Source organism: Achromobacter colocynthidis (assembly GCF_057334535.1).
In genome coordinates this window covers 1-19,676 of sequence record NZ_JBHFIZ010000037.1, presented here as the reverse complement: position 1 = coordinate 19,676, position 19,676 = coordinate 1, and the positions used below count along the sequence as shown (strand labels likewise).

24 protein-coding genes are annotated in these 19,676 nt (G+C 65.5%); 10 read left to right on the top strand and 14 right to left on the bottom strand.

Going from position 1 to position 19,676, the window contains the following annotated elements:
* Positions 1-141 precede the first annotated feature (141 nt).
* Both yfcF and ACE04A_RS19840 read right to left on the bottom strand, forming a co-directional pair.
* Complete coding sequence (gene yfcF, locus ACE04A_RS19845) at positions 142-777, bottom strand: glutathione transferase (protein WP_259249498.1); 636 nt, start codon at positions 775-777, stop codon at positions 142-144.
* A gap of 116 nt (positions 778-893) precedes the next feature.
* A complete protein-coding gene (locus ACE04A_RS19840; protein WP_050448791.1) occupies positions 894-1,223 on the bottom strand; it encodes a DHCW motif cupin fold protein in 330 nt (109 codons plus the stop codon).
* A gap of 218 nt (positions 1,224-1,441) precedes the next feature.
* Here ACE04A_RS19840 and ACE04A_RS19835 point away from each other — a divergent pair, with 218 nt between their 5' ends.
* The 3 genes from ACE04A_RS19835 (at position 1,442) to ACE04A_RS19825 (ending at position 3,408) form a co-directional block, all read left to right on the top strand.
* Complete coding sequence (locus tag ACE04A_RS19835) at positions 1,442-2,401, top strand: DnaJ C-terminal domain-containing protein (RefSeq protein WP_438858208.1); 960 nt, start codon at positions 1,442-1,444, stop codon at positions 2,399-2,401.
* A gap of 2 nt (positions 2,402-2,403) precedes the next feature.
* Complete coding sequence (locus tag ACE04A_RS19830) at positions 2,404-2,721, top strand: chaperone modulator CbpM (protein WP_259249494.1); 318 nt, start codon at positions 2,404-2,406, stop codon at positions 2,719-2,721.
* A 72-nt stretch (positions 2,722-2,793) separates the two neighbouring features.
* A complete protein-coding gene (locus ACE04A_RS19825; protein WP_100854848.1) occupies positions 2,794-3,408 on the top strand; it encodes a glutathione S-transferase family protein in 615 nt (204 codons plus the stop codon).
* 4 nt (positions 3,409-3,412) lie between these two features.
* Here the strand turns inward: ACE04A_RS19825 and ACE04A_RS19820 are convergent, their stop codons facing one another.
* From ACE04A_RS19820 to ACE04A_RS19805, 4 genes are all read right to left on the bottom strand, one after another.
* A complete protein-coding gene (locus ACE04A_RS19820) occupies positions 3,413-4,087 on the bottom strand; it encodes a DsbA family protein (protein WP_279995274.1) in 675 nt (224 codons plus the stop codon).
* Positions 4,088-4,185: 98 nt separating this feature from the next.
* A complete protein-coding gene (locus tag ACE04A_RS19815; RefSeq protein ID WP_279995275.1) occupies positions 4,186-5,661 on the bottom strand; it encodes an inorganic phosphate transporter in 1,476 nt (491 codons plus the stop codon).
* A 108-nt stretch (positions 5,662-5,769) separates the two neighbouring features.
* Positions 5,770-5,895, bottom strand: a complete 126-nt coding sequence (locus ACE04A_RS19810) for a hypothetical protein (RefSeq protein ID WP_255696068.1) — start codon at positions 5,893-5,895, stop codon at positions 5,770-5,772.
* Positions 5,896-5,952: 57 nt separating this feature from the next.
* Positions 5,953-7,077: a D-alanyl-lipoteichoic acid biosynthesis protein DltD gene (locus ACE04A_RS19805; RefSeq protein WP_485820432.1), complete on the bottom strand. Its 1,125-nt coding sequence runs from the start codon at positions 7,075-7,077 to the stop codon at positions 5,953-5,955.
* A gap of 286 nt (positions 7,078-7,363) precedes the next feature.
* Here ACE04A_RS19805 and mog point away from each other — a divergent pair, with 286 nt between their 5' ends.
* The 3 genes from mog to ACE04A_RS19790 all read left to right on the top strand — a co-directional run bounded on the left by mog (position 7,364) and on the right by ACE04A_RS19790 (position 9,304).
* Positions 7,364-7,996 carry a molybdopterin adenylyltransferase gene (mog, locus tag ACE04A_RS19800; RefSeq protein ID WP_259251473.1) on the top strand — a complete coding sequence of 211 codons (633 nt, stop codon included), beginning with the start codon at positions 7,364-7,366 and terminating at the stop codon, positions 7,994-7,996.
* A gap of 94 nt (positions 7,997-8,090) precedes the next feature.
* The gene (locus ACE04A_RS19795; RefSeq protein ID WP_259249483.1) at positions 8,091-8,429 is read left to right on the top strand and encodes a hypothetical protein; all 339 of its coding nucleotides are present in this window, start codon (positions 8,091-8,093) and stop codon (positions 8,427-8,429) included.
* 5 nt (positions 8,430-8,434) lie between these two features.
* Complete coding sequence (locus ACE04A_RS19790; RefSeq protein WP_485820590.1) at positions 8,435-9,304, top strand: M23 family metallopeptidase; 870 nt, start codon at positions 8,435-8,437, stop codon at positions 9,302-9,304.
* Between the two features lie 42 nt (positions 9,305-9,346).
* On the opposite strand, the gene ACE04A_RS19785 is transcribed toward ACE04A_RS19790, so the two are convergent.
* The 3 genes from ACE04A_RS19785 to ACE04A_RS19775 form a co-directional block, all read right to left on the bottom strand.
* The gene (locus ACE04A_RS19785) at positions 9,347-9,634 is read right to left on the bottom strand and encodes a hypothetical protein (protein WP_100854852.1); all 288 of its coding nucleotides are present in this window, start codon (positions 9,632-9,634) and stop codon (positions 9,347-9,349) included.
* Positions 9,635-9,809: 175 nt separating this feature from the next.
* Positions 9,810-10,073 (bottom strand): translation initiation factor IF-1, encoded by a 264-nt coding sequence (gene infA, locus ACE04A_RS19780; protein ID WP_006221179.1) that lies wholly within the window; start codon positions 10,071-10,073, stop codon positions 9,810-9,812.
* Positions 10,074-10,717: 644 nt separating this feature from the next.
* On the bottom strand, positions 10,718-11,149 hold the full coding sequence (locus tag ACE04A_RS19775) for a GFA family protein (protein ID WP_259249469.1): 432 nt from the start codon (positions 11,147-11,149) through the stop codon (positions 10,718-10,720).
* Between the two features lie 269 nt (positions 11,150-11,418).
* Here ACE04A_RS19775 and phnC point away from each other — a divergent pair, with 269 nt between their 5' ends.
* The 3 genes from phnC to phnE all read left to right on the top strand — a co-directional run bounded on the left by phnC (position 11,419) and on the right by phnE (position 14,187).
* The gene (gene phnC / locus ACE04A_RS19770) at positions 11,419-12,270 is read left to right on the top strand and encodes a phosphonate ABC transporter ATP-binding protein (protein WP_100857644.1); all 852 of its coding nucleotides are present in this window, start codon (positions 11,419-11,421) and stop codon (positions 12,268-12,270) included.
* A gap of 57 nt (positions 12,271-12,327) precedes the next feature.
* Positions 12,328-13,311, top strand: a complete 984-nt coding sequence (phnD, locus tag ACE04A_RS19765) for a phosphonate ABC transporter substrate-binding protein (RefSeq protein WP_259249465.1) — start codon at positions 12,328-12,330, stop codon at positions 13,309-13,311.
* Positions 13,312-13,392: 81 nt separating this feature from the next.
* Positions 13,393-14,187: a phosphonate ABC transporter, permease protein PhnE gene (gene phnE, locus ACE04A_RS19760; RefSeq protein ID WP_100854856.1), complete on the top strand. Its 795-nt coding sequence runs from the start codon at positions 13,393-13,395 to the stop codon at positions 14,185-14,187.
* Here the strand turns inward: phnE and ACE04A_RS19755 are convergent.
* From ACE04A_RS19755 to ACE04A_RS19745, 3 genes are all read right to left on the bottom strand, one after another.
* A complete protein-coding gene (locus ACE04A_RS19755) occupies positions 14,184-14,696 on the bottom strand; it encodes a GAF domain-containing protein (RefSeq protein WP_448717711.1) in 513 nt (170 codons plus the stop codon). The two genes, phnE and ACE04A_RS19755, sit on opposite strands and share 4 nt — an antisense overlap.
* Positions 14,693-15,667 carry a Bug family tripartite tricarboxylate transporter substrate binding protein gene (locus ACE04A_RS19750; protein ID WP_259249459.1) on the bottom strand — a complete coding sequence of 325 codons (975 nt, stop codon included), beginning with the start codon at positions 15,665-15,667 and terminating at the stop codon, positions 14,693-14,695. Before ACE04A_RS19750 ends, ACE04A_RS19755 begins: the two co-directional genes overlap by 4 nt.
* 76 nt (positions 15,668-15,743) lie before the next feature.
* The gene (locus tag ACE04A_RS19745) at positions 15,744-17,579 is read right to left on the bottom strand and encodes a gamma-glutamyltransferase family protein (protein ID WP_448717712.1); all 1,836 of its coding nucleotides are present in this window, start codon (positions 17,577-17,579) and stop codon (positions 15,744-15,746) included.
* Between the two features lie 109 nt (positions 17,580-17,688).
* Here ACE04A_RS19745 and ACE04A_RS19740 point away from each other — a divergent pair, with 109 nt between their 5' ends.
* Positions 17,689-18,666 carry a LysR family transcriptional regulator gene (locus ACE04A_RS19740; protein WP_259249456.1) on the top strand — a complete coding sequence of 326 codons (978 nt, stop codon included), beginning with the start codon at positions 17,689-17,691 and terminating at the stop codon, positions 18,664-18,666.
* A 43-nt stretch (positions 18,667-18,709) separates the two neighbouring features.
* On the opposite strand, the gene phnN is transcribed toward ACE04A_RS19740, so the two are convergent.
* A complete protein-coding gene (gene phnN / locus ACE04A_RS19735) occupies positions 18,710-19,300 on the bottom strand; it encodes a phosphonate metabolism protein/1,5-bisphosphokinase (PRPP-forming) PhnN (protein WP_448717713.1) in 591 nt (196 codons plus the stop codon).
* Positions 19,297-19,676: DUF1045 domain-containing protein (locus ACE04A_RS19730; protein ID WP_485820431.1), on the bottom strand; the 380-nt coding region annotated here is incomplete at its 5' end. The genes ACE04A_RS19730 and phnN, both read right to left, overlap by 4 nt.

The following is a 19,676-nucleotide window of genomic DNA, read 5'->3' as shown; positions in this document are numbered from 1 at the left end:
AGTGGAGCCGGCTAAGTTGACCTCACCATTACACCGCAACGAATGCTGCGCCGCAACATTTCAGCGATTAAAACTCGGTAATCCGCAGTGAATTCAGCCGTCCCTTTTTATTGTTGTCGACAGGCTGGTCATGGCGTGGTGTCAGTCGCGCGCGGCGGCGTTGTGTTCCAACCATTTCTGAACGGACGGGCGTTGCCATTGGGCGTCGGCATAAGCGCGCAACGGGTCGGGCAGGTCGTCCAGGGCCAGGCGCTTGAGCATGACCGCCAAATCCAGGTCGGCAATGCTCCAGGTGTCGAACAGCGTGGCCTGGCCCACGGGAATCAGGTAGCTGGCCACCCGAATCAGCTTGGCCGAGGCCGCGTGCCCCGCATCGGACAGGGGCTCGCCCGCTACGCCGTAGAACACGGTTTCGGTGGGACGTTCCTGGCGCAGCGCCGCCAGGTCACTGCGCAACCAGGCCTGCAATTGGCGCGCGCGGGCACGGGGGCGGATCGCTTGCGGATACAGGGCGGTGTGTTGCGGGGCGGGAAAAACCTCTTCCAGGTATTCCGTGATGACGCTGGATTCCGTCAGGTTGAAGTCCTCGTGCGTCAGCGCCGGCACACGCGCGGTCAGCGCGCGGCACTGGTAGGGCTGCATCCGCTGCTCGCCCGCGCTCAGGTCGATGGGGCGCACTTCGAAAGGCAATTGCTTTTCGGTCAGCGCCACATACACCGACATGGCGTAGGGGCTAAGGAACTGGGAATCGACGTATAGGGTAATCGGGGCGCCCAATGTAGTCTCCGGTCAGGCGGGGGTCTGGCAATGCGGCAATGCATCGACATGCGGCACCGGGCCGCATGATTTGCAAAGCGTAACGCAACGGCAATTTTCCGTGTGGCGCAGGCGCATCAGTCAACAATGAAGAGCTTGGCGCCCGTGGCGGTGGACGAACGGTGCGGTTCGGCTTGGTCGGCCACCTGGTAGCTCATGCCGGGGGTCAAGACAAATTGGCGGCCGTCTTCAAGCTCGGTGTGGAGCTCGCCTTCCAGACAGAAGAGGATGTGTCCTTTGGTGCACCAGTGGTCGGCCAGGTAGCCCGCCGTGTATTCCACCATGCGTACGCGCAGGTCGCCGAATTGGCGCGTGCGCCAATAGGCCATGCCCGTGTCGCCGGCGTGTTCGGTGCGTTCGACTTCGGACCAATCCGTGGTGCCGAAGGGGATGTTGCTCATCTTCATCGTGGATCCTGCGTTTAGGTAGGTGGCGGCAAGTTTGGCCGCCGGTAAAGAATAGATACGGCGAAACAGATACTACGCCACTCGCATGACATGCCGCATCCACGGCTTGGTCTGATATTGCGCATTGAAAAATCGGTCCGCAACCCCTATCTTGTTGATATTCAAGGCCGGATGCGGCACTGCCCCAGGCGGCCGAAACCTTTAAGGTGGGCTGGCATATGGAGTTCAAGGACTACTACAGCATTCTCGGGGTGGAGCGCAGCGCGTCGGAAGACGAAATCCGGCGCGCCTACCGCAAGCTCGCTCGCAAATACCACCCCGACGTCAGCAAGGAAAGCGACGCCGAAGTTCGCATGCGCGACGTCAATGAAGCCTATGACGTGCTGCGCGATCAGGAAAAGCGCGTGGCCTACGACAACCTGGCGGCGGGCGTGTCACCCGAGGGCGGCTTCCAGCCGCCTCCCGGCTGGGACGAGGGCTTCGAATTTCACCGGGGCGCGGCGTCCGGCGACGAAGCGCAGTTCAGCGAATTCTTCTCGTCGCTGTTCGGGGGCCGTGGCCAACGTGGCCATCGCGCCGGCCCAGGCGGCGCCAGCCAGCAGGATTTCCGCGTGCGCGGCGACGACCATCACGCCGCCATCGAGGTTGACCTGGAAGACGCCATCCATGGCGCCACGCGCGACATCAGCCTGCGCGCCATGGAGACGGACGCGCAAGGCCGCCCGCACCTGCAAACACGCACGCTCAGCGTGCGCATCCCGGCGGGCGTGCGCGAAGGACAATTCATCCGGCTGTCCGGGCAGGGCATGCCCGGCTATGGCGGCGGTGAAAACGGCGACCTTTATCTTGAGGTGCGCTTCAAGCCGCATCCCCGCTACCGCGCCGAAGGGCGCGACCTGTATATGACGCTGCCGGTGGCGCCCTGGGAAGCCGCGCTGGGCTCAAAGGTGAATGCACCCACGCCGGGCGGCACGGTCGAAGTATCGATTCCACCGGGGTCGGGCAACGGCCGCAAGCTGCGGCTGCGCGGGCGCGGCATACCGGGCGATCCGCCGGGTGATCTGTACCTGGTGCTGGACCTGGTGCTGCCGCCCGCTGATAGCGATGCGGCCAAGGCGGCCTACCGGAAGCTGCAACAAGACGCGCCGTTCAACCCGCGACGCCACATGGGGGTCTGATCATGAGCAAACTTGTCATCACCAGCGCCACCGTCGTGGGCAAATCGCAGCCGCTTAGCGCGGATGACCTGGCCCGCGCCTGCCACGCGGAAGTGGAATGGGTGGCCCAACTGGTTGAGGTCGGCATCGTCAATGCCCGGGGCCGTCAACCCGCGGAATGGTGCTTCTACAGCATGGACTTGCAGCGTGCCCTGCACGCGCGCAGGTTGGAACACGACTTTGGCGCGAGCCTGGACGCGGTGGCGCTGATCCTGGACCTGAGCCAAGAGGTGCGTCGCCTGAAAGCGCAATTGCGCGCCCTGGGCGAGGGGGATCAGTAGTCACTTCGTCGGCTTTCGTCCGCGCGCGGCGCAAGGCAAAATGGTCGGTGTCCAAGGCAGAGGAGGCCGACCATGCTTACGCTTTACCATGCGCCGCGCTCGCGGTCGTTCAGGGTGTTGTGGCTGCTTGAGGAATTGGGCGTGCCCTACGACACCGAAATGGTGTCCATTCGCGGCACCGACAGCGCGGGGCATATGCCCGCCGACTACATCGACATCCATCCCCACCGCAAGGTGCCCGCCCTGGTGCACGACGGCGTGCCCATCTTCGAAACCCCCGCCATTGCGCTGTACCTGACGGACCTTTTCCCCGAAAAAGGGCTGGGGCCCTTGGTGGGCGACGCACAGCGCGGGCCCTATCTGACCTGGCTGGCGTATTCCACCGGCGTGTTCGAGCCGGCCATGGTGGAACGCGCCTTCAAGCGCCCGCACCAGGACGGCGCGCCGGGTTGGGGGTCGGCCGACGAGGTTGAACAGGTGCTGACCCGGGTGTTGCAGGCCCGGCCGTATTTTCTGGGCGACACGTTTTCGGCCGTCGACATCGTGTTGGGCGGGTCACTGCAATACATGGTGCAGGTGAAGGTGATACCCGAATCGCCCGTGTTCAACGCCTACTTCGAACGGTTGGGCGCGCGCCCGGCCATGCACCGGGCCTTGCAGCGCGACGGCGACATCGAAGAATCCTGATGGGTCAGCCGCCGGCCTGGATGCGGCTGCGCAGATCAGCCTGCCATTGCTCCGGGCGACCCAGGTAGCGGCCCGGTTCCAGCAAGGTGTAGGCACCGTCTTGTTCGAGCACCAGCGTGGGGAAACCGCTGCCGCCCACTTGCGCAAGCAGGCGACGGCTGGCCGCGATATGCGCGGCGGTGTCCGCGCCCTGGGCGGCATCGTAGGCGGCGTCAAACGCGACGCCGTCCAGGCCGATCTCGCGGGCCAGTTCCTTCAGGACGGCGGGGTCGGCGATGCGGCGGCCTTCCTCATAGTGCGCGCGTTGCAGGCGCTTGAGCAGGTCCAGCCCACGGCCGGCAAGTTGTTCGGCGGCCAGGATGGCAGTGGTGGGAGGCTCGGAATCGAAGACGGCGCCGGTATCGCGCAGCAAACCGTCGAAGTAGCCCTTGCCGAAGACCTGGCCGGTCATGCTGGCGATGCGTTCGTCATGCGCCATGACGTAGCGGCGCAGCGCGTCGGTGACAGGCTGGCGGTTGCTGCCTGTCATCATGCCGCCGCCATGGGGCGCCACATGCAGGCCGGCAACGCCGCGCGCGGCGTCCACCAGCGGGGCGGCGCCATAGCACCAGCCGCATAGCGGGTCAAAGATGTAATGCAGGGTGGGGGTGGGAGCGGGGGTGGGAGTCTGGGTAGCCATGGCGCCATGGTAGACGCGGACCGCGTGCCGAGAAAAGCCTGACGCGGTCGCCACTGTGTTGCACCGGCCGCGCAGATTGCCCGCGCGGCCGTTTGGACTTAGCCGGAGATTTGTACGCCGATCCAGAACAGCGCGGCCGCCAACGCCATCGAGGCGGGCAGGGTCAGCACCCAGGCCAGCAGGATGTTGCGCACTGTGTTGCCTTGCAGGCCGGTCTTGTTGGCGATCATCGTGCCCGCCACGCCCGAGGACAGCACGTGGGTGGTGGACACCGGCAGGCTGAACACGTTGGCCAGCCCGATGGCGGCCACCGCCGTCACCTGCGCCGACATGCCCTGCGCGTACGTCATGCCTTGCTTGCCGATCTTTTCGCCCACCGTCAGCACCACGCGGCGCCAGCCGACCATGGTGCCGGCGCCCAGCGCCAGGGCCACCGCCACGATGACCCAGAAGGGCGCGTATTCCGTGGTGGCCGTCAGGTCGGACCGCAGGCGTTGCAGGTCGGCGCGTTCGCGGGCGGGCAGCCCTTCGATGCTCGATACCTTCTTGGCCGTGTCATCCAGGCAGAGCAGGTAGCGGCGCACGTCGATACGCTTTTCGGGCGACAGGTCGGCGTAGTTGCTGACCCCGGCCAGGTCGGTTTGCAGCGCGGCAATGGTCGGCACGGTCAGTTTGGGATCGCAGCGGAAGGTGGGCGGCAATTCCGTGGTGACGTCCGGGCGATTTAGCGCCAGGAAGTCGCCCAGCATCGCTTCGTTGCGGTGGTAGAACACGTTCAGGTGGTTGGCCGCGTCGCGCGTGCGTTCAATCTGATAGGTGGTGCTGGTGGTATCCAGCACGAAGTTGGCGGGCACGATACCGATCAGCACCAGCATGATCAGGCCAATGCCCTTCTGGCCGTCGTTGGACCCGTGCACGAAGCTCACGCCCATGGCCGACAACACCAGCACCAGGCGGTTCCAGAACGGCGGGTGCTTCTTGTTGTCGATGGCGCGGCGCTGCTCGGGCGTCTTGTGCATTTTCGACAGCGGCAGCCAGCGCTTGAGCAGCAGCAGCAGCCCGCCCGCCACCAGGAAGCCGGCGATGGGCGAGGCCACCAGCGACATGCCGATGTCGATCGCCTTGCCCCAGTTCACGCCGTCCGCCAGCGGCAGGTCGGTGATCAGGGCATTGGCCAGGCCCACGCCCAGGATCGAGCCGATCAGCGTGTGCGAGCTGGAGGCGGGGATGCCGAAGTACCAGGTGCCCAGGTTCCAGGCGATGGCGGCGGCCAGCATGGCGAACACCATGGCCAGGCCGCGGCCGGTGTCCACGTTGATCAGCAGCTCCACCGGCAGCAGGTGGACGATGGCATAGGCCACGCCCACGCCGCCCAGCAGCACGCCCAGGAAGTTGAAGATGCCGGACAACACCACCGCAAGATGCGGCGGCATGGCCTTGGTATAGATCACCGTGGCCACGGCGTTGGCCGTGTCGTGGAAACCATTGATGAATTCGAAGGCCAGGACGAATGTCAGGGCCAGCACAAGGCTGAGGCCGACCCAGAGGTCTAGGCCATGGAAGAGGTCGAACATGGAGGCGGGTGGCGAGGTTCCGGCGTGAGGAGCCGATTATTGCAGATTTGTGACCGGGCCCTGGTTGCGTCGAAAAACCAAATCCCGCCCCGCCGACGGGCGCGACCGTCAGAATTTCGAGTATTGGAACTCGATCTCCATGGGTTTACCCAGGTTGGCGGCGGTGTCCGCCTGGATCAGCAACACGGCCAGCACGCCCAGATACAGCAGGCACAGCCAAAGCGTTCTTTTCATGAGGGCGTTAATCCAGTGGGGGGCGGCAAAACCCGTCTTCGCGCGCCGGGGCAGGCGTCATGGGCGGAATACCTCGGCAATCTTCCGGTTCACGCGCAACCAGCCCAGTTCACCCAGGTGCTGCACGTCACGCAGCATGCCCACTTCGTATGGCGCGTCATACAGGTCCAGGCAGGTCATCGCGTAGCGCTGGCACAGCGTGGCGACTTCCTTTTGCACGGGATCAAAGCGATCCAGGTCCTTGAACACCATCGGGTGCAGCGGCTGCATCACGAACAGCGCATTCACGCCGCGCTGGTGCAGCAGCGCCATCAAGGCGGTGAGTTCGCGCAGTTCGACGCGGCCCGTCAAGGGCTCCGGCTGATAAGCGGTCTTGCCGCCTTCCGGGATACCGCGCAGGTATTTATTGAAGAAGTCGTCGCGCACCGCGTAGCGGTTGCCGGTCATCTGATCCTGTTCCGCGCGTTGGGCCTCTTCCGCCAGCGCGTCCCAGTCCACCACGCGGGCGGCGGCGGCGGGGCCTTCGCGTTCGCGCTCCGGGGCCGGCGCGGCATGCGCGGGCGTCCACAGGTCGGCCACCCGCTGCCGGAACACATAGGCCTGCTCGGTCATCATGGACCAGGCCACGCCCGCGTCGCCCTTGTCGCGCAGCCAGCGGGCCAGCTCGGCGCGGCCTTCCGGCTGCTTCACCAGGCGCGGCAGTAGCGGGTTGGCGTGTTCCTTGAATTCATCGGCGCCCAGCCCGCCGTCGCCGTCGAACCAGCCCGGCGACAGCATCACCACCACGCGCGAGGCCGGCGACAAGTCATCGGCCAGCGCGGCCAGCACCAATTGCATGCCCAGGGACTGAAAGCCCGAATGGCCATAGGCCAGCACGGGCATCTGGAGTTCGTCGGCCAGATAGCGATAGGGGACGAAGCGCAAATCGTTGCTGGTCAGTTCGGACGAGCCCAGGATCACCAGCCGGTCCCCCGTGCGCAGCGCCTGGCTCAGCCGCGACAGGTTGCGCGTCTGCTCATGCAGCGTGTTGCCCAGGTTGGGTAGGTAGATGCCGGGCGCCGCGGCGGGCACGGGCTCCGTCTTCAAGGCCAGCGCATGCCAGGCAAGCCCGCCCACGGCGGCGGCGGTCGACAAGGCCAGCGCGGCGGCCAGGGCATGCTGGCGTAACGGTCGTTTGAACATGGAAGCCAAGAGGGGGAGGGGTGACGCGCCAGCCAGGAATATTTTTGTTAGCGGATGTTATCCAGCGTCCGTGACCCCAACAAGCGCGGTAAACGGGGCCACTGAGCCGATTCGCTTTTTTGCCACAGGGCCGAACGGGCCAGGCGGACCGGCCGGCCGCCATTCTCCGGGGAAAGAATGCGATAGCATCGACATCGCGGCCATCTTCTGGATTTCCATGATTGACCGCGCCGCGCGCCATGCTTGGCCGTCGGTACTACCCCCTTTCCTCTCTGACGCCTCCGCCATGAACACCACGACCCGAATCGCCCGCCGCCATCCCGACGACCTGATCATCGGCCTGGTGTCCGTCTCTGACCGCGCTTCCAGCGGCGCCTACCAGGACCTGGGCCTGCCTGCCTTGCGCGAATGGCTGGGTTCGGCGCTGGTGTCGCCCTGGCAGGCGGTCGACCGGCTGATTCCCGACGAGCCGGCACGCATTTCCGAAACCTTGATTGAGCTTGTCGACATCTGTGGCTGCGATCTGGTGCTGACCACCGGCGGCACGGGTCCCGCCCGTCGCGACGTCACGCCCGAGGCCACGCTTGCCGTGGGCACGAAAGAGATGCCGGGTTTCGGCGAACAGATGCGCCAGATCAGCCTGCGCTTTGTGCCCACGGCGATTCTGTCGCGCCAGGTGGCGGTTATCCGTGAAACCCCTTCGCATGCGGCCCTGATCGTGAACCTGCCCGGCCAGCCGAAGTCCATTCGCGAGACGCTGGAAGGGCTGAAGGGAGACGACGGGGCCGTCATCGCGCCGGGAATCTTCGCCGCCATCCCCTATTGCATTGATCTTATTGGCGGGCCATACGCAGAGACGCGCCCCGAGATCATCGATGCGTTCCGCCCCAAATCGGCCCGCCGCGCGCCCCAGTCCTGAGTCCCTGCCGTGTGATAGCGCTGCGTGATAGGTGATAACGCTGCGTTATAGTTTTGGCCGCCCATCCACTTTTCTGCTTGAGAGTCTGCCCGTCATGAAGGTTCGCATTGCCCTGTCCCTTACCGTCCTGGCTGCCTTGTCGGCCTGCGCCAACGTCAAAGACGTGCGTGATCGCGATCCCGTGTTCTACGGTTCCACCCAGCGCACGGCCGAGGCCTACACGACCTGCGTGGCCAGCGCCTGGAAGAACATGGGCGTCAACTTTCAGCAGAAGGCGGTGCGCAATGGGTTTGAATTGATCCAGGAAGACAGCTTGGGCGTCGAAGCCGTGCTGACCACCACCACCTGGCAGGGCAAGACCGAAGCGCGCCTGTCCACGCGCATCGCCCGCCGCGACCAAAGCATCATCGAGCCGGCGAACCTGTGCCTGTAAGCAACCTGTACCCGCGTCGCGCCGTTCTGGGGCTGGGCCTGGCGGCCGCCGCCCTGGCCTTGGGCCTGCCGCGCCGCGCGGCCGCTCAGCAAGGCTTCATTTCACGCAAGCTGAATGCTCCCGTGCCGGGTGGCGTAGCCGTCTTGTCGCTGGGCGCCGCCGACGTTGCGCCCGAAGTCACGTACCAGGACCGGCGCGTGATGGTCCTGCGTGAAGAAGGCAAGCAATGGATCGCCATGGTGGGGATTCCGCTGAGCGTGAAGCCGGGCGAGCAGTACGCCGTGGTGCGCGACGCCAATGGCGAACGCAAGCTGCCGTTCAAGGTGGGCGCCAAGGACTACGTGGCGCAGCACATCACCCTGAAGAATCGGCGTCAGGTGGATCCCAACCCGGACGACATGAAGCGCATCGAGCGCGAGCTGGCCGAGCAGGTCGCTGCCTATCGGACGTATCGCGCCGGGGTCACGCCCAGCAATGTGCTGCTGGACCGCCCGGTCAACGGCGGACGCCTGTCCAGCCCGTTCGGACTGCGCCGGTTCTTCAACGGCCAGGAACGCAATCCGCATTCGGGGCTGGACTTCGCCGTGCCCTCGGGCACGCCGATCAAGGCGCCGGCGGCGGGCGTGGTGGTGCTGGTGGGGGATTATTTCTTCAACGGCAAGACCGTGTTCATCGACCATGGCCAAGGCTTCATCAGCATGTTCTGCCACATGTCAGCGGTTGACGTGAAGGTGGGCGACGAGGTGCCGCGAGGTGGGGTGGTGGGCAAGGTGGGCGCCACGGGGCGCGCGACCGGTCCACATCTGCACTGGAATATCAGCCTGAATGATGCGCGGGTGGATCCCGCCATTTTCATCGGGGCCTTCAAGCCCTGATTCCGCTGATTCAATGCCGGGCCGGCGCGCCCGGCGCACGCATCAGGCCGTGGCCGTCTGCTGCGCGATCTTGTTCAACACGTACTGGTGCATGCGCTCGGCATAATCCATCTGCTGGCGCACATGGTGCTGCGCGGCCTCTTGCTCGTCCAGGCAGTTGTCGTACTTGATCTTGGCTTCGGCGTAGGTCAGGCCGGTATTGCGCAGGCTGTTGATGAACGCCTCGCGCGACTGGTGCAGCAGGCGCAGCCCTTCCTCCCCTTTCGCGAATTTTCTTCGCGCCAGGGAAAGCTGGTCAGCAGCGGCTTGCAACTCTTCTTTGAAATCCATCTTGCTTCATGCGTTTCCCGTCAGACATTGCGCCTGATCGGGTTGCCATTTTTTCACGAACGGACGTTCCACGCATTACGGCATGTCGCGCCGGGGCCTTAAGGGCAGTGGGCCCTGGGGCAGGCGACGAAAAGCCAGGGGGAGCCGGCCAACAGGCCGGCCCTGAGGCCCTGGCTTAACGGCGGTATTGCTGGGGACGATGGGGCGCGGGAGCGCGCTCGTCCTTATGGCGGAAATTGATGCGGCCCTTGGTCAGGTCATAGGGCGACATTTCCAGGGTGACACGGTCACCCGCCAGGATGCGGATGCGGTGCTTGCGGATACGGCCGGAGGCGTAAGCGCCGACTTCGATGCCGTTGTCCAGTTTGACGCGGTAGCGGCTATCGGGCAGCACTTCGTCAACAATGCCATCCAATTCGATGAGTTCTTCTTTAGCCATTCTCTACTCCTTGATCAATACGCGCAGCCAGGCCGGCGGCATGACGCGCCGCACGAAGCGGCATGCGCGTTGGACACAGATAACCAGGTCCAGCGGTTGAACGTAAAACGTTCGGGCAAGCGCGGGTAAAGGCCACGGCATCCGAAGCGGATGTCTGAAATGACGGATACTCGCGCAGCGTGGGCAATGTGCGCGCGGGGCGCGGCTTGGTCGCGACGCCATGCAAATGCATGGTTCCGGAAGAAGCGGGTTGGAGCGTTTGCTGCAATGCCTTGCGGCGCAATGTGTTGCGGCGCGTGGGGCAGGGGTGAGGTCGCTCGGTGGGTTGATCCGTGAGGTTCCCCGGTGATGTCCACCCGGGCCATCCCGTGGGGGTAATCCAGTGGCTTATCTCAACCAAACCGGGAGCAGCCTGGGTATCTTGGGGGGTTGCCCGAAGGAGTACAGGTTGGCACGCAGAGTGACCGAAGCCCGGTTTTTGCGGAAAAATCACGGACTGATGTTACTGCAAAGCGCGCCGCTTAGCCAGTATTTATCCGCGCAAGCGGCGTGATAGTTGCTGCTGAACGACTCCGCATTCGGGGGCGCGGCCCCGAGACCCCCGCATTGCGCGGGCTCGGGCGAGGGGGCTTCAGGGTGCGGGCTTATGTAACGGTTTGCTGGCGGGATTCGATTTCGGCGGGAAAGTCGTCGGGGTACTGGGGCAAATCATCCGTGATGTCGAACCACGGCGCCTTGCTGGCCACATGGCAGTGGGCGGCGGGCTTGACGCCGGGGTCGTCATCCAGTGCGCCCAGCGGCAGGCCGTAGGCGTCGGGCGCCTGGTCGAAGCGGCTTAGCAAGGGCGTGCCGCAAGCTTCGCAGAAGCCCCGGTAGTTGCCCGGCGACGAGGCATACCACGTGACGTGGTTTTCGCCCTTGGTCCATTTGAAATCCACCGCTTGCACCGAGGCGCGGCTTCGAAAAGCCGCGCCGTGCGACTTGCGGCACATGACGCAGTGGCAATTCAGGGCGTCGGTGAGGGGGCCGTCGATCTCGTAAGCCACGCGGCCGCACAGGCAGGAACCTTTGATCATGATGAGCGCCAGGCATTGGGATAACACCTCGAATATACCCGCGCCGCCCGTCGCCCGTCGCCCGTCGCCGGTCGCCCGTCGCCCGCCGCCGGTCGCCGGTTGCACGTCGCCAGCGGCCGCAAGCCGTCTGCCTGGGCGTTTATGACGGTGATCTTTCAGTTGCTTGCTGGCCCCGTTTTTTATCCCTGGCGATTAGGTTGGCGGGTCATCGCGCTGTCATGCCGCGAAAACAGAATGCCGCAATGACCACATCCAAGGGGGATCAAGCGATGACAACCGCCATCGAAGTACATGCCTTGAGCAAAACGTTCCAGGCCGGGTCCAAGGCACTGGACAACGTCAGCCTGCAAGTGGCCGACGGCGAAATGGTGGCGTTGCTGGGCGCGTCGGGTTCGGGCAAGTCCACACTGCTGCGCCATCTGGCGGGTTTTGTCGCCGGTGATGCAGGCAATTCGGGTGCGGGCAGCGTCACGGTCAATGGCCAGCTTATCCAGCGCAACGGCCGCCTTAGCCGTGACGTGCGCGCGGCGCGTGCCGGCATCGGCTTCGTGTTCCAGCAATTCAACCTGGTGGGCCGCCTGCCGGTCATCACCAACGTCTTGACCGGCATGTTGCCGCGCGTGCCGCTGTGGCGCAGCCTCACGCGCTGGTTCCTGCGCGACGAAGTGCGCCAGGGCCTGGAAGCGCTTGCCCAAGTTGGTATAGACGACTATGCATTTCAGCGCGCCTCGACGCTGTCCGGCGGCCAGCAGCAGCGCGCCGCCATCGCCCGCACGCTGGTGCAGAACGCGCGTGTGATCCTGGCCGACGAACCCATCGCGTCCTTGGACCCCGAGTCGTCGCGCCGCGTGATGGACACGCTGGCCCAGATCAACCGCAGCCGCAAGGTGGCGGTGGTGGTGTCGCTGCACCAGGTGGACGTGGCCTTGCGCTACTGCCCGCGCGTGGTGGCGCTGCGCCACGGCAAGGTCGTGTATGACGGCCGCGCCACCGACCTGACCCCCGAAATGCTGCGCGACCTGTATGGCTCGGAACTGAGCGAACTGCTGCCCGAGTACACGCAGCAGGCGCCGGCCATGCCGGCCCTGGCGCCGTTGTCCACTTTGGCGCAAGCCGCCTGATCCCTTTTTTATTCCGCTCTTCGCGACCTCTCTGCCCCTTCCTACCCGGAGCCACCCATGCTACGCAGAACCTTCGTTACCCTGATCGCCGCCGCGGCCTTGTCCACCCAAGCCCACGCGGAAGAGGCCAAGCCCTTGAACTTCGGCATCATCTCGACCGAGTCGTCGACCAACCTGAAGTCCGTCTGGCAGCCCGTCATTGACGACCTGAGCCGCGCCATCGGCGTGCCGGTCAAGCCCTTCTTCGCCTCGGACTACGCCGGCATCATCGAAGGCATGCGCTTCAACAAGGTGCAGTTGGGCTGGTTCGGCAACAAGTCGGCCATTGAAGCCGTGGACCGCGCCAAGGGCGAAGTGTTCGCGTCGGTCATCGACAAGGACGGCAACCCCGGCTATTGGTCGCTCTTGATCGTCAACAAGGACAGCAACCTGAAGACGCTGGATGACGTGTTGAAGAGCCCTGGCAAGCTGAGCTACGGCGCGGGCGATCCCAACTCGACGTCCGGCACCGCCGTACCCGGCTACTACCTGTGGGCCGCCAACAAGATCGAACCCAAGACCTTCTTCAAGACCATGCGTTCCAGCAACCATGAAACCAACTTGCTGTCGGTCATCAACAAGCAGGTGGATGTGGCCGTCAACAACACCGAAGCGCTGGAGCGCTACCGCCTGAACACGGGCAAGGACGCCAACGACAGCGTGCGCGTGCTGTGGAAGTCGCCGTTGATTCCGGCCGACCCGCTGGTCATGCGTTCCGACCTGCCCGCCGACCTGAAGGGCCGCATCCGCGACTTCTTCGTCAACTACGGCAAGGGCAAGGATGCGCAGCGTGAAATGGCCAACCTGAAGGCGCTGACCTATCAGGGCTTCCGCGCGTCCGACAACCAGCAGCTGGTGCCCATCCGCCAGATCGAGCTTGCCCGCGAAAAGGCCAAGGTCGAATCCGACACCACGCTGGGCCAGGCTGAAAAGCAGCAGCAACTGGCTGACCTGGACAAGAAGCTGGCCGGCCTGGGCCAGCCTGCCACCGCCAAGCAATAAGCACGGCGAATGGCCGACGCATCGCCCGATGATGCGTCGGCCCTGCCTTTTTTGAACGCCTTCAAGCGGACCGCCCCTTCCATGAACCTTGCCACTCATTCCCCCCGCCTGCCCACCGCGCCGCGCTCGTCGTTGCCCGTGCTGCTTGTGTGGGCCGTCGTTCTCGCGCTGCTGGTCATGTCATGGCAGGGCGCGGACATGCGGCCCATGGATCTGTTGCGCGACTCGGGCAACATGGCCCAGTTTGCCGCCGACTTCTTTCCGCCGAACTTCCGTGACTGGCGCATGTACCTGGACGAGATGATCGTCACCGTGCAGATCGCGGTGTGGGGCACGTTCCTGGCCATCGTGGTGGCCGTGCCGCTGGGGCTGCTGTGCTCGTCGAACATGGTGCCGGCCTGGGTCTACCAGCCGATGCGGCGCCTGATGGATGCGTGCCGCGCCATCAACGAAATGGTGTTCGCGATGCTGTTCATCGTGGCCGTGGGACTGGGCCCGTTCGCCGGCGTGCTGGCGCTGTGGGTGCACACGACCGGGGTGCTGGCCAAGCTGTTTTCGGAAGCCGTTGAAGCCATCGACCCGCGCCCCGTCGAAGGCGTGCGCGCCACCGGCGCCAATGCGCTGGAAGAAATCGTCTACGGCGTCATTCCGCAAGTGCTGCCGCTGTGGATTTCGTATTCGCTGTACCGCTTTGAATCCAACGTGCGGTCGGCGTCGGTGGTGGGCATCGTGGGTGCCGGCGGTATCGGCACCGTGCTGTGGGAAATCATCCGCAGCTTCCGCTACGCCGAAACCTGCGCGGTGATGATCATCATCGTGGCCTTCGTGGTGGCCATCGACATGCTGTCCTCGCGGATCCGGCGGGCGTTGATCTAGTTGGCTTGTCGCCCCGCCAACAGCGCCGGCAGCGCCAGCAAGCCCGCCAGGCGGGCGTTGTCGACGTCGGCGTCCGACACCTTGGGGCGCGGCATCAGGAAATTCACCGTGCCCAGGCACACGTCGTTGTACACGACCGGCACGTTGATCACCGATTGCAGGCCCAGCTTGCGAATGGCGTCGTGGTCGTTGAAGAATTCGCGGATGGCGGCTTCCCCTTCGCCCACGAACACGCGCTGTTCCAGCAACACGTGGCGGCCCCAGGGCGTATCGCGCTTGTCCTTGCTGCCGCCCGGTGGATAGGCTTGCGGGTTGGAGCTGTACAGGCGCACCACGCGCATGGCGTCGGCGTCAAAACGGTTGACGGTGCACAGCGTGTGTTCCAGCGAGGCGTGGGCGTAGGCGTCGATGGCCTGCAAGGCCGCCGCCGAGTCGGCGGCGGCATAGGCCAGGGCGATGGCTTGCACGCCGGCCAGCGCCGGCGTTACGGAAGTCGGCTTGCCGTTCATTCAGCGGTAATTCCCAGTTCCTTGATCAGTTTGCCGTACTTGTCGGCATCGCGCGCCAGGATTTGGCCGAACTGTTCCGGCGTGGTTTCCGTCAGCAGCACGCCCATGTCGCCCATCTTCTTGATGACTTCGGGACGCTTCAAGATCAGGTTGATCTCGCGGTTCAGGCGGGCGGTAAGTTCGGGCGGCATGCCGGCGGGGCCGAAGGCGCCGTACCAGACCGACAATTCATAGCCCGGCAGCGTTTCGCCCACCGTGGGCACCTCGGGCAAGAGCGGCGAACGCTTCTCTTCGGTGACGCCCAGCAGCGTCAGCTTGCCGGTGCGCACGTGCGGCAGGGTCTGCGTGCCGGCGCTGAACAGCACCTGCGTGCGGCCGGCCACCGTGTCCAGCACGGCGGGCGCGCCACCACGGTAGGGGATGTGCATCATCTTCACGCCCGCGGCTTTTTCAAACAGCGCGGCGCTCAGGTGGTTGGTCGAACCTTGTCCCGCCGAGGCATAGGCCACGGTGTCGGGGCGCTCTTTCACATAGGCGATGAATTCCTTCACGTTCTTGGCGGGCACCGAGGGGTGTACCACCATCGTGTTCGTCACCAAGGCCAGTTCGGCGATGGGCGTGAAGTCCTTGACGCCATCGAAGGGCATATTGGAATACAGCGCCTGGTTCATCGTGTGCGTGCTCATCGAGCCCACCAGCAGCGTGTAGCCATCGGGCTTGGCGCGCGCCACGAAGGTGGTGCCGATGTTGCCGGATGCGCCCGAGCGGTTTTCCACGATGACCGGCTGGCCGAGTGATTGGGTCAGCCCTTCGGACAGTACGCGCGCCAGAATGTCGGTGGACCCGCCCGCGGCCCACGGCACGATCAGCGTGATGGGTTTTTCAGGCCAGGCGGCCTGGGACAAGGCGGGCGTGGCCAGGGCCAGGCCCAGCGCGCACACGCGCAGCAATCGTTGGAAATTCAGCTTCATGGTGTTTACCCCTGTGAAAGTGCCGGTCTGGACGCCGGCTGGATGGAAATGGTTGATGTGGGTCTGTCGATGAGGTTCAGCGCCCCACGGCGTAGCCCTGCATGCCGCGCGGATTGGCGCCCGCGCGCAGCAGCAGGCCTCCACCCGCGATGGGTTCGCGCGTGCAGGCGCTGATGCGGCCTTCGGACCAGGCCGGTCCGACCTTGACGTCATGGCCGGCGGCGCGCAGCGCGGCCAGGGTGGCCTCGGGCAAGCGCGACTCCACCGTCAGCCGGTTCAGCGTTTGCGTGCGTGGCCAGAACGAGCCCGGGAAATGATCGATATGCCACGACGGCGCGTCGATGGCTTCTTGCAGATTCATGCCCATGGCGTGCCGCAGGAAGAACGCCACGGTCCATTGGTCCTGCTGGTCGCCGCCCGGCGTGCCGAACGCCATATAGGGTTGCCCGTCGCGCAACACCAGGCCGGGCGACAGGGTGGTGCAGGGGCGCTTGCCGGCTTGCAGTTGGCCGGGCACGCCGTCGTCCAGCCAGGTCATTTGCAGGCGGGTCGTCAGCGGAAAGCCCAGGCCGGGCACGACGGGGCTGGACGACAGCCAGCCGCCCGAGGGCGTGGCCGCCACCATGTTGCCGTCGCGGTCGATGACGTCGATCTGGCAGGTGTCGCCCACGAAGATTTCGCGCGCGGCCCACTCGGCCACGGGCGGCAAGGCGGCGAACGTGGGTTCACCCACGCCAAAGCGCGTGTCGGAAGCGGCCAGCGTGCGGTCGGCGGCGGCCAGGTCGGGCAGGCGGGGGGCCAACCCGTCGGGGCTGCCAGGCCGGAGCACGGTGGACGCGGTGGCTTGGATGAGGGCAGCGCGTTCGCGCGCATAGGCGTCGCTGAGCAGCGCGGCCAAGGGCACGGGCGTGAAGTCGGGGTCGCCATACCAGGCGGCGCGGTCCGCGAACGCCAGCTTGGCCGCTTCGGCAATGCGGTGCACGAATTCGGGCGACGTGGGGTCCAGGCCTTCCATGCCCAGATGCCGCAGCATCGCCAATTGCTGCAAATGCACCGGCCCTTGCGACCATACGCCGCACTTGGCCACGGTATAGCGGCCGTACTGCGTGGTGACGGGCTCATCGTAGGTGGCGTGCCAGTCGGCCATGTCGGCCTTGCGCAGCAGTCCGCGATTGCGCTGGCCGGTGGTGTCGCGCACTTCGGCTTCGGTGTAATAGGTGTCGATGGCGTCGGCGACGAAGCCGCGATACCAGCAGTTCAAGGCGGCGTCGATGCGGCCGATCCGATCACTGCTGGCGGCATGCGCTTCATTCAGGATGCGCGTATACGTGTCGGCGATGGCGGGCGTGCGAAACAGAGAATCGGGCGCCGGCACGCGGTCATCGGGCATCCAGACGTCGCGCGACGTGGTCCATTCATCCCGAAACAGCGACTGCACGGCCAGCACCGCTTGCGACACGCGCGGCACCAGCGGGAAGCCGTGGCGGGCGTAGTCGATGGCGGGGCGCAGCACGTCGGCCAGTTCCCACGTGCCGTAGTCGCGCAGCAGCGTCAGCCAGGCGCCGAACGCGCCGGGAACCGTGGCGGGCAACAGGCCGATGCCGGGCACCATTTCCACGCCCAGTGCGCGAAATGCGGCGGGCGTGGCCAGCGCGGGCGCCGGGCCTTGGCCGCACAGCGCGCGCATGCGTTGTTCGTTTTCGCTCCAGAACAGAATGGGCACTTCGCCGCCCGGGCCGTTCAGATGCGGCTCCACGATCTGTAGCGTGAAGCCCCCGGCCACGGCCGCGTCATAGGCGTTGCCGCCGCGTTCCAGCACCCCCATGGCCACCTGCGATGCCAGCCAATGCGTGGACGACACGACACCGAAGGTGCCGCGTATTTCAGGACGGGTGGTGAAAGAGGCGCTCATGGTGGCGGGGCGGCTGTGGGTAAGGGACGAGAAGAAGTATAGGGTTGTGAAATAACTGGAATCATCTTTGTTGGCATAATCCAATAACTGTTTGGTTATAGAGAAAACCATGAGCTGGGATGCTGCCCGTCTGTCCAACCGCCTGAAACACCGCCACCTGGTCTTGCTGACCAACATCGCCAAGCACGGTTCGCTGACGCGCGTGGCGGCGGCCACCGGCATCAGCCAGCCCGCCGTGACCAAGGCGCTGGCCGAGCTTGAGGATATTTTCGGCGGGCCCTTGTTCCTGCGCAGCGGGCGCGGGCTGCTGCCCACGGCGCTGGGCAACCTAGCCCTGGTCCGCGCGCGGCACATGCAGAGCGACCTGGACCTGTGGGCGCGCGAAGTCGAAGCCCTGCACGCGGGCCATTCGGCGCATCTGAACGTGGGCGTGGTGCCCTATGTGTCCAGCGCCTTGCTGACCACGGCCATCAGCCGCTTGCACCAGCGTTTTGGCGTCACGCTGACGCTGCACCGCGCCACCACGGACCATCTGGTGCCCATGCTGCGCCGCCATGAGCTGGACTGCATCATCAGCCGCGCCACGTCCACGGTGGCGCTGGACGACCTGATCCACCGCGTGCTGTACCGCCAGAGGCCGCGCTTGATTGCGCATAGCCGCCTGGCCCAACGCCTGGCGCGGCGCCGGCCCGATTGGGCGGCGGTGGCCGCCATGGACTGGGTGCTGCCGGCCGCCAACACACCCACGCGGCAACTGATTGTTGAACACTTTATCCGCGCGGGTCTGCGTCCGCCGTCGCCCGTGCTGGAGGCCTATTCCACGGATGTCATCGAAGGCATGCTGACCATGAACGAGGCGCTGATTTCAGTGGTGCCGGAAGACATCGCGCGCGAGCTTTGCCAGCGCGGCAAGCTGGGCATGCTGCCTTGGGATTTCGGTTGGGAACTGCCGCCCATCAACCTGATCCGCCGCAAGCGCGAACAGGTGCTGGCGGCGGAAGAACGCTTTTCGGAAATCCTGCTGGCGCTGTGTGTTGACGCCGGGCTGCCCGAGGGTGCGGGCTTCGGGGCGCCTGCGGCGGCTTGAATCCTGGATAGCGGTTTTGGCTAGGCTAGCCGCGCCAACCCCGTCATCCCGCCAACGCCCGGCGCGCAACGCCCAGCAAGGCCGCCGCCGCGACGTCATGCGCGGCATCGTTGCTGATCCGCGTGTAGGCGCAGTGCGGCGGAATCGCAAAGGCCTGTGCCGCGCGCGCCAGCCGCTCCTGGATCTGGGCCGCGCTTTCGCGGCCCCGGCCCGCCAGCCGTTGCGCAAGCACGGATGGGTCCACGGTGACTTCCACGGCGGTCAATGCCGGGTAGCGCTGGTGCGCCGCTTGCAGATGCTCGCGCGAACCGTTCACGATCACCGCCGCGCCGCAGGCCAGCCAGGTATCGATCTCGATGCCGATGCCGTATTGCAAGCCATGGCTGGCCCAACGCAGGGCAAAGCAACCCAGCGCCGCGCGCCGCGCAAACTCTTCCGGCGTCAAGGCCAGCGCGTCTTCCGTGCCGCCGCTATCGCGGGTGATGTAGCGGTGCGCCACCAACACGGGTTCTTCTGCATGCAGATGCGCGCGCAGCCAGCGCAGCAAAGTGTCCTTGCCGCTGCCCGATGCACCCATCAGGTAGATCAGGCGCGCACCGTCGGCGGGCGGCAAGGGTGGGGCGGGCGTGGTCATGGCGCGGCGGGGCCTTGCAGGGCAGGCGCGCCGACGGCGTCGAACTGCGTGCCGTCGAAATGGTAGTGGCGCGCCGCCACAAAATCGGCCCCGGGTTCAGGCTGCACGAAGAGGCTGACGCTGGACACGGGCATCGCCTGGCCGCGCAGCGGGTCGGCAAAGGCGGCGATGCTGCGTTGCGCCTGCTCCAGCGCATCGCCCGCCAGCTTGCCGGTCAGCGTGATGTGAAAGGTGTAGGTGTCGAAGACATACGGGTAGCCCCAACGCGCCAGCATCGCCTGTTGTTCGGGCGTCAGGGCATGGGGTTGGCGCCGCGCGATTTCCTCGGGCGTGGGCGGGGCACGAAAGACGTCCAGCGTTTGCACGGCGGCATCCG

What these genes read in the sequence shown, in the direction of transcription:
- ACE04A_RS19740 (WP_259249456.1), top strand. Translation starts at nt 17,689, where the DNA reads ATGAGCTGGGATGCTGCCCGTCTGTCCAACCGCCTGAAACACCGCCAC.
- phnD (WP_259249465.1), top strand. Translation starts at nt 12,328, where the DNA reads ATGCTACGCAGAACCTTCGTTACCCTGATCGCCGCCGCGGCCTTGTCC.
- phnC (WP_100857644.1), top strand. Translation starts at nt 11,419, where the DNA reads ATGACAACCGCCATCGAAGTACATGCCTTGAGCAAAACGTTCCAGGCC.
- phnE (WP_100854856.1), top strand. Translation starts at nt 13,393, where the DNA reads ATGAACCTTGCCACTCATTCCCCCCGCCTGCCCACCGCGCCGCGCTCG.
- ACE04A_RS19815 (WP_279995275.1), bottom strand. Translation starts at nt 5,661, where the DNA reads ATGTTCGACCTCTTCCATGGCCTAGACCTCTGGGTCGGCCTCAGCCTT.
- infA (WP_006221179.1), bottom strand. Translation starts at nt 10,073, where the DNA reads ATGGCTAAAGAAGAACTCATCGAATTGGATGGCATTGTTGACGAAGTG.
- ACE04A_RS19840 (WP_050448791.1), bottom strand. Translation starts at nt 1,223, where the DNA reads ATGAAGATGAGCAACATCCCCTTCGGCACCACGGATTGGTCCGAAGTC.
- ACE04A_RS19775 (WP_259249469.1), bottom strand. Translation starts at nt 11,149, where the DNA reads ATGATCAAAGGTTCCTGCCTGTGCGGCCGCGTGGCTTACGAGATCGAC.
- ACE04A_RS19830 (WP_259249494.1), top strand. Translation starts at nt 2,404, where the DNA reads ATGAGCAAACTTGTCATCACCAGCGCCACCGTCGTGGGCAAATCGCAG.
- ACE04A_RS19795 (WP_259249483.1), top strand. Translation starts at nt 8,091, where the DNA reads ATGAAGGTTCGCATTGCCCTGTCCCTTACCGTCCTGGCTGCCTTGTCG.
- ACE04A_RS19825 (WP_100854848.1), top strand. Translation starts at nt 2,794, where the DNA reads ATGCTTACGCTTTACCATGCGCCGCGCTCGCGGTCGTTCAGGGTGTTG.
- ACE04A_RS19810 (WP_255696068.1), bottom strand. Translation starts at nt 5,895, where the DNA reads ATGAAAAGAACGCTTTGGCTGTGCCTGCTGTATCTGGGCGTGCTGGCC.
- ACE04A_RS19820 (WP_279995274.1), bottom strand. Translation starts at nt 4,087, where the DNA reads ATGGCTACCCAGACTCCCACCCCCGCTCCCACCCCCACCCTGCATTAC.
- phnN (WP_448717713.1), bottom strand. Translation starts at nt 19,300, where the DNA reads ATGACCACGCCCGCCCCACCCTTGCCGCCCGCCGACGGTGCGCGCCTG.
- mog (WP_259251473.1), top strand. Translation starts at nt 7,364, where the DNA reads ATGAACACCACGACCCGAATCGCCCGCCGCCATCCCGACGACCTGATC.
- ACE04A_RS19785 (WP_100854852.1), bottom strand. Translation starts at nt 9,634, where the DNA reads ATGGATTTCAAAGAAGAGTTGCAAGCCGCTGCTGACCAGCTTTCCCTG.
- ACE04A_RS19750 (WP_259249459.1), bottom strand. Translation starts at nt 15,667, where the DNA reads ATGAAGCTGAATTTCCAACGATTGCTGCGCGTGTGCGCGCTGGGCCTG.
- ACE04A_RS19805 (WP_485820432.1), bottom strand. Translation starts at nt 7,077, where the DNA reads ATGTTCAAACGACCGTTACGCCAGCATGCCCTGGCCGCCGCGCTGGCC.
- ACE04A_RS19835 (WP_438858208.1), top strand. Translation starts at nt 1,442, where the DNA reads ATGGAGTTCAAGGACTACTACAGCATTCTCGGGGTGGAGCGCAGCGCG.
- ACE04A_RS19755 (WP_448717711.1), bottom strand. Translation starts at nt 14,696, where the DNA reads ATGAACGGCAAGCCGACTTCCGTAACGCCGGCGCTGGCCGGCGTGCAA.
- ACE04A_RS19745 (WP_448717712.1), bottom strand. Translation starts at nt 17,579, where the DNA reads ATGAGCGCCTCTTTCACCACCCGTCCTGAAATACGCGGCACCTTCGGT.